The sequence below is a fragment of the Kocuria dechangensis genome (assembly GCF_014636775.1).
Taxonomy (GTDB): Bacteria; Actinomycetota; Actinomycetes; order Actinomycetales; family Micrococcaceae; genus Kocuria; species Kocuria dechangensis.
Window position 1 is genome coordinate 1 of sequence record NZ_BMEQ01000056.1, and the last position, 5,950, is coordinate 5,950.

5 protein-coding genes and 2 pseudogenes are annotated in these 5,950 nt (G+C 69.2%); 1 reads left to right on the plus strand and 6 read right to left on the minus strand.

All coding sequences use genetic code 11. From position 1 onward, the window contains the following. Nucleotides 1–305: transposase (locus tag IEW07_RS20425; protein ID WP_188540596.1), on the plus strand; the 305-nt coding region annotated here is incomplete at its 5' end. 681 nt (nt 306–986) lie between these two features. On the opposite strand, the gene IEW07_RS20430 is transcribed toward IEW07_RS20425, so the two are convergent. The 6 genes and pseudogenes from IEW07_RS20430 to IEW07_RS20445 form a co-directional block, all read right to left on the minus strand. Next, nucleotides 987–2,234: a benzoate/H(+) symporter BenE family transporter gene (locus IEW07_RS20430; RefSeq protein ID WP_188540598.1), complete on the minus strand. Its 1,248-nt coding sequence runs from the start codon at nt 2,232–2,234 to the stop codon at nt 987–989. Between the two features lie 78 nt (nt 2,235–2,312). Further along, nucleotides 2,313–3,122 (minus strand): transposase, encoded by an 810-nt coding sequence (locus IEW07_RS21830; RefSeq protein WP_371870256.1) that lies wholly within the window; start codon nt 3,120–3,122, stop codon nt 2,313–2,315. Nucleotides 3,123–3,204: 82 nt separating this feature from the next. Next, nucleotides 3,205–3,417: pseudogene (locus IEW07_RS21835) on the minus strand (hypothetical protein); the annotation flags it as partial. Between the two features lie 127 nt (nt 3,418–3,544). Beyond that, a pseudogene (locus tag IEW07_RS21575) lies at nt 3,545–3,901 on the minus strand (transposase family protein); the annotation flags it as partial. Between the two features lie 153 nt (nt 3,902–4,054). Next, nucleotides 4,055–4,972 (minus strand): sulfite exporter TauE/SafE family protein, encoded by a 918-nt coding sequence (locus tag IEW07_RS20440; protein ID WP_188540600.1) that lies wholly within the window; start codon nt 4,970–4,972, stop codon nt 4,055–4,057. A 583-nt stretch (nt 4,973–5,555) separates the two neighbouring features. Further along, complete coding sequence (locus tag IEW07_RS20445) at nt 5,556–5,921, minus strand: DUF4913 domain-containing protein (RefSeq protein WP_188540602.1); 366 nt, start codon at nt 5,919–5,921, stop codon at nt 5,556–5,558. Between the last annotated feature and the right edge of the window lie 29 nt (nt 5,922–5,950).

The window sequence follows — 5,950 nt, forward strand, 5'->3', positions numbered from 1 at the left end:
CCACCACCGACAAACCACGCCCGGACGACACTCGATTCTGCAACAGGCTCTACGACCTCGAGATCCGCCGGGTCATCTGCTCCACCAACGCCATCGAGTCCCTCAACGCCCGGTTCCGCCGGGCGGTGCGGGCCCGGGGCCACTTCCCGAATGAGCAGTCCGCGATGAAGACGCTGTACCTCGTCGTGCGATCCCTGGACCCGAAGGGCACCGGGCAGACACGATGGGCCATGCGGTGGAAGCCGGCCCTGAACGCTTTCGCCATCACCTTCGCCAACCGGATGCCAGCGGCGGAGAACCACTAACCATAGAAACGCCTCTTACACCGTTGAAGCGACAGTCCCGGGCAATGGCGCGGAGCTGAGCGAGGTATCCGTGAGCATCCAGCTCAGCCAGGGCCGCCGGTGTCCGTGCGGCCGGTATCCGGCTCAGGGTGGCCAGCTCCTCAGCGCTGGGGGTGTGGTCCCACGGCTGGGCGAGGTGGTTGAGGATGACGCGGGCGTCAGTGGTGAGCTCGACGTCAGCGGCAGCCAGGTCGCAGAGCCGGCGAAGCCGGTCGAGACCCTGCTGGTCGAAGGGCCGTGGTCGCCTCGTCATAGTGGGCCATCCTAATCGTGTGGTGGCGTCTCGTAACGGTGAGTGTGCACCAGATGCGGGCCCCTGTCTTGTGACACCTGGCTACCGGAGGGCAGCGTCAAGGCAGGGAAGCAAGGAGGCGTTCTTGGGCTTCTCGGGGTGTGAGCCAGCCGAGCTTCTCGCGGGGGATGTCGTGGAGGTCCTCGGCGCTCGAGGACAGGTAGGACGGGTGGGTGGGGATGGTGGTGCCCTGGGGCAGGTAGGCCCGGGTCCGGCGGTTGGTGTGCTCGCCCGGGCCGCGGTCTCGTGGGGAGTGGGGTGGGTGACGTACACCGGCATCGCCGTATCACCCTCGAGAGGGCTCGTGTGATGGGTCACGTGCACGGGAGAGGGCCGGGCGGCACGGTCGGTCAGCCCATTTCTGGCCGGTAGTCCGCAGGTTCCATGAGCCGGGAGAGGGTGTAGCCGATGAGAATGCCCCAGAAGGCGGCGTTGATGTTGAAGATGGTGAGCCCGGAGATCGTGACGACGAAGGTGACGAGCGCGCCGAGCGTGTAGCGGGTGGAGAAGGCGACCACGAAGGCCTGTTGCAGGGCGCGCAGCATGGCGATGCCGCCGAGGGCGAGGATGAAGGCCTCGGGGGTGGAGAGCATCAGCCGGGTCAGGCCTGGGGCCGCCACGGCGGTCATGATCGCCAGGAATCCGTAGCAGACCGCTGCCGTGTACTGCCGCTGTTTCTCGCCCGAGGCCGTGAGCAGCACGTTCGTCGGGCCGGTGACGCAGGCGCTGACTCCGCCGACGGTTGCGTTGAGGACGCTGAAGAAGCCGGAGGTGAAAGCGAACATGTTGATCGGCGGGTCGTGATCGGCCGCGCGCAGCACGGCGATGCCCTGCCCGTTCTGCACGACGAGCACCGTGATCGCCAGCGGCACGACGAGTTCCATCAGGGCTGGCGCGGTGAACTCGGGAGGGGTGAAGACCGGTGTCGCGTACCAGGCGGTGTCGCTGTCCTGGAGCTGGAACTGGCCGCTGAGGGCCACCATGACCGCCCCGATCACGAAGGCTCCCAGTACCGGCGGCAGGTAGCGGCCCAACCCCGGTAGCGCGGTCAACGCGATGAACGCGATCACCATCGGGGCGGCGACCACGACGTTGGTCTGCACCGAGGTGACCAGGTCGGTGCCGAAGCGCAGGAAGATCGCCGCGACCATCGCCATCACGATCGGCATCGGGATCGCCTGCATCGCCTTGCGCATGAGGCCGGAGGCACCGATCACCATGCACAAGATGCCGGTGACGTAGAACGCCCCCACCACCTGCGGCCACGACAGGTGCATCAGGGCGGGCCCGAGCAGCACCGTCCCCGGGATGGTGAACGCGAACCCGAAAGGCCGCCGATAGATCATCGACATGGTGATGGTGGCCAGGCCGGTGGAGAGGAAGATCCCGAAGATCCAGGACGCGAGCTCGGCCGAGGTGAGTCCGCCGGCGATACCCACCGCGAGAGTCACCGCGACCGGGCCGGACACCCCGAACAGCATGCCGATGAACGCATTGGAGAAGTACTGCGGACCAACATCACGCAGGAAGTCCCGCGGGCCGGCCGGCGGGCCGGTCGGCCGCTCGAGCACATGCGTGGGGGCAGGGACCGGTGACATCGCGAACGGCTCCAATCAAGACGGGGCTGGCGTCGCTTGGCGTCGAGGCAGTGCAGGCGCGCCCTCCGGTACAGCGACTCAGACATTCAACCGCATGCCACAGTACGTCCTGTCGGGCTGGCCCACCCGGAGGCGCACGTGACTGAGCGGGTGCGCACCACCCCGACCGCAGCCAGGAGGTCGTGGAGCAACAGCGTGCCACCCGTGGGCAGGCCGCCGGCCCCTGCCGGCCCCGCCGGCTCGGGAGGCCGCGGTCGCCGAGGCTGCCGAGGCTGGCGCCGGCCAGATGCCTGAACGGTCGCTGAGCACCGAAGAAGCCATCGCCCGCGCGGTGGCCCGACACCGCGCACATACCGGCCCTTCGTACCTAAGCGTGGTTACTGATTGGTTCGGTAGGGGCGGTAGCCGCCGGCTGCCAGGAGGCAGCGCAGCCGGTAGTTGGTGAAGTCGCTTCAAGCCGCGGGCGATCCGCCGCGTGGTTTCGATGACCCCGTTCACGGCCTCGGTGGGTCCGTTCGAGGCCCCGGCGGTGTCGAAGTAGGCCAGGATCGCCGCCTTCCACCGGCGCAGGGTCCTCCCGAGCCGGGCGACCTCGGGGATCGGGCAGGTCGGGAACGCAGCCACGACCTCGGCCACGAGCCGGCGGCCTGTTTCGGGGCGGGCGTGGTAGATGGCCCGCAGCTTCTGGTAGCAGTGCCATGCCAGGGTGACCTCGTGGTGCGGGTCCCCGGCCGCCAGCTTGGTGTTCAGCCGGCGGAGCTGCTTCTCGGTGAGGTGCTCGTCCCCGATATGCTCCGGTGCGGCGGACACGAAAGAGCGGGTCGCCGGCACGGCCGCGGTGGCCCCGGGTGTCGAAGCTGCACCTTCGCGGCGGACCTCGTCCACCATCTGCCCGCCGAGCAAGACCGGCGTGGAAGGCGTCCAGCACGGGGAAAGCCTCCGGGGGCTCGTCGCGGATGGCGTTGGCGTAGCCGTGGAAGGGATCCAGCGTCGCCGTACGGATGCCGCCGGTGAACGCCTCGCCCCGCTCGACCAGCCAGTCGGCGTAGGCGGCCCCGGAGCGCCCCGGGACCAGATCCAGCAACCTCGCCCGCACCCGCTCGTGCTCGTCGCGGGTGTGGTCCACGATCCGAAGTGACCATCCCCGTGCCGGGCGGACCGGTGTGGGACCACGCGTGCTCATCAACCCCCAAGGCGTCCACCCCGACCAGGCGCTCGGGCCTGCTGGTGCGGGCGGGGGCCTCGAGCTGGATCGCTCGCCACGCGGTGCGCCAGGACACCTCCAGCTGGTGGGCCAGGGCCGAGACGGAGGTGTCGTGATGGGCCAGCGCGTCGGTGGCCCACACCGCCGCCCGGCGGGTCAGCCTCGTTCCCGGGGCGGCCAGCTCGTGAACCTCGCTGAAGCTCACCACCGCACGCGCCCTCTCGGGGCAGCGCCACAGCCGCTTGCGCCGCATCAGCCGCACCGGGGTGCCGAAGGCCGGCACGTCGTGCAGGCGATGCTCCCGGCGCCCGTGGGCGGCCGCGAGAACCCCGCACCCGGGACACCCCGCAGGACCTGGGGTGGTTTCGATCGTCAGCGTCACGGCTTTCGACCCGTGCTCGATGCTGAGTACGTGGATGTCGGGCAGGTTGAACAGCGCACACGCTGGCGCGCATCTCGGCATGGGACATGTCGAGGCCTTACAGGGCGGTTGATTCAGCACCTCCCATCCGGGAGGCCTCGACGCCTCCCAGCGGTCAGCGGCACGTCCGGCGCGGCCAGCCCCTCACCCCCACACTCAAGTGCGACGAGCCGCTCGGGGCCTGTGGGGCGGGGCTCAGCCTTGTGCTGGGCTGGCGGTGAGTTCCTCGATGCGCTCCTGGGCGCGGGTGCGGATCTCGCGCCGCACGGCCCAGACGATGAGCGCGACCCAGGCAGCCAATAGCGCCCAGAGAAGGACAGCCCCGGTGGTGGGCCCGAGCAGGGCTTGTGCGGTGTCGGTGCGCACCAGGGTGCGGGTGTTGGTGAGGATGATCAGTCCTCCAGCGGCCACGGCGAGCACGCGTGGGGCGAGGTGGCGGACCAGCCAGGCTGCGATGGGGGCTGCGACCACTCCGCCCAGCAGCAGCGCCAGCACCCAGCCGAAGTCGATCCCGGCCGCGCCGAGCCCGGTGAGGAAACCGAGGGAGGCACCCAGCGCCACGACGAACTCGGAGGTGTCGATGGAGCCGATGACCTTGCGCGGGGCGATCTTGCCCGAGGCCAGCAGGGTCGGGGTGCCCACCGGGCCCCACCCGCCGCCGCCGATGGCGTCCAGCGCCCCGGCAACCACGGCCAGGGGCACGAGCAGGCGTTTGCGCAGGGTGCCTTGGAAGACCGGTCGGGAGGTGGGCATGCGCAGGAACCGGTAGAGGACGTAGATGCCCAGGGCCAGCAGGATGGTGGAGACGATCGGCTTGGCGGCGTCCCCGTCGAGACCAACCAGGACGTGGGCGCCGAAGAACGCCGCGATGCCCCCGGGCACGGCCATGACCCCCACGACCCGCCAGTCGACGTTGCCGAACTTCCAGTGCGCCGCCCCCGATGCCAGGGTGGTGCCGACCTCGGAGAGGTGGACGATGGCCGAGGCCGAGGCCGGGGCGATACCGGCCAGCAGCAGCAAAGACGTGGACGTCACCCCGTAGGCCATGCCCAGGGAGCCATCGACCAGCTGGGCGAAGAAGCCGATCACGGCCAGGACGATGAGTGCACGCATGCGCAACCTTCCAGAAGAAGTAAGTGGACCTCCGACTCGGCGGCCAGCCACAGGGTGGGTCGATCGGAGTCACAACCCCGAGCTGGAGGCGACGTTAGACCTCCCCAGACCATCCCGATAGGCCAGAAGTAACCGAATGTCACTTGTCAAACTGTTACGGCCCCTTGCCAGTAGGGTGCTCCACCCGGCGGTCACACCGCCTGCCGTCATCACTGTCATGCCGATCTTCAGCGAGCAAGGTGGGCATGGGGCAGGGCGAACATCGTGGACGCCAGCGCGTAACGGGCATGGGAGGCGCCCAGATCTTCACAGGCAACTGGATTCACCACCTCCTCGCGGGAGGCCATGGCGCCTCGCCCACACACCGCGCGCTCACCACGAAAGCTTTTGATCCACGCCAAAGTACGAAGGGCCGGTTAAGTTCTGTCATGGTTCCCGGCGTGCCCCAACATGGCAGTGGCCGGGGTCCTTGAGAAGGAAGGGCCCCAGCCACTTGCGGACAGCCGACGAGTGCCCGTCCCCTCGGAGGGGGGCACAGCGCCTGTAAGAAAAGGGACGGTGCTTGCGCCCCTGGTCCAGGCGCTCACCAGCTCCAGCCGGCGGGGGGTTGCTCTGCGGCGAGGGTGCGGCGGGCGCCTTTGTCGACGTGGTGGGTGCCGCATTCCCCGAACGGGCCGTGTGGGGAGAACAGGACGGTGGCGTGGCGGTCGAAGTGGTCCACCCACCACGACGACATGCTGTTCTCCTCCGTCGCCACCAGCCACTGGGTGTGCAGGGCGGCCAGGCGGTCCACGGCCTCGGTGTGGGCCCACCACTGCGGGCACCAGTGCCGGTTGGAGGCCCGGTCCACGGACTCCAGCCCGGAGAGGAACTCCTGCACCCAGGCCACGAACTCCTCCTGCGTGGGGCCGTCCACGGTCTCCGGGTTCTGGCCAGCTGATTGGCTCATGAGCGGTGTCCTTCCGTGATGCGTTCCAG